A 1,268-nucleotide genomic window follows, 5' to 3' on the forward strand; every position below is an offset into this window, starting at 1 on the left:
AAAATAATTCCAAGCAAAAACAAGCATATAATCTATCTTTTCAGATTTAGGTTTATTTAATATCTGAATATTCGAATTTGGTATATATTTATTATTCTTCAATGGATTTTCATCAATAATATACTTTATAAATTTCGAAATTTTGTAATAATTTATTAATGTAGTTGCTTTTGCAGGAGCTCCATAACCAACTATATTTTTATGAGAAATTTGTTGAATTAACTTAATAAATCTAATTTTCTTCATTAATACTTTTTTTAAAAATCTAGAATAAGGTTTAATGGTATTAATTTTAAATTTCTTCTCATCTAATAAAAATTTATAAAAACTATTCTTTATCATGATTTTTTTGTTTTCTTTTTTTTTTACAAAAACTCGAATTGATCCACCATGTGTTTTAATTTTTTTTACATCAAAAATTTCTAGATTGAACTGAGATAAAAAATTTCTTAAAGCATAAACACTCCAATAATTCATATGTTCATGATAAATATTATCGAATGTATATTCTCTAAGCATATTCAACAAATATTGAACTTCAATTATAAAAACTCCATCTTTTTTTAACATCTTATCAACACAAATAGTGAAAGTCTTAAGATCGTTTACGTGTGCAAAAACATTAGATGCAAGAATTAAATCAAATTTATCTAAATTTTTATCAGCAATTTTATTATTTAGAAATTGTGTAAACGTACGGATACCTAATAACTTAGTAATTTTTGCAAGTTTTTTTGCAGGCTCTATACCATATAAATTTTTAAATTTTTTTTTTTTGAAAGGAATAAGCGCTATACCATCATTACTTCCAATATCTAAAATATAACTTCTCTGATTAAGCTTAAAAAATTTAACGTAATAATCACAAGCCTTTTCAAAATGTTTTTTAAAACTTTGTGAAATTGAAGACTTATAAAGATAATTTTTAAATAATATTTTTGATGGCACAGTAAATGACAGCTGACAATTATAGCAGTCTAGGCATAAATTTAGAGCAAGGGGGAATTTTTTTGATTTTACAAATTTTTTTTCTAAATTGTTTGCTAGTGGCTGATTGTTTAAAGAAAAAACTTTTTTTAACTTTATACCACTACAAACTCTACATTTTTTGGAAATCATATTTTTTTATTTTAGTATTTATCTGATAACATATTTTTTCTGTTAAAAGAATATCTTTTAAATATTTTTCGTAAATACGATCTTGTTTAAAATTTTTTAATAATTTATAATTTTGTGAAATTAGTTTTTTAAAATTTTCTGAATAATAA

At 21.5% G+C, this 1,268-nt stretch carries 1 protein-coding gene; it reads right to left on the reverse strand.

From position 1 onward, the window contains the following. Positions 1-1,119: class I SAM-dependent methyltransferase (locus ACTTA5_RS07630; protein WP_440649201.1), on the reverse strand; the 1,119-nt coding region annotated here is incomplete at its 3' end. Between the last annotated feature and the right edge of the window lie 149 nt (positions 1,120-1,268).

The sequence above is a fragment of the Candidatus Pelagibacter sp. HIMB1521 genome, from assembly GCF_052047875.1.
Lineage (GTDB): Bacteria > Pseudomonadota > Alphaproteobacteria > Pelagibacterales > Pelagibacteraceae > Pelagibacter.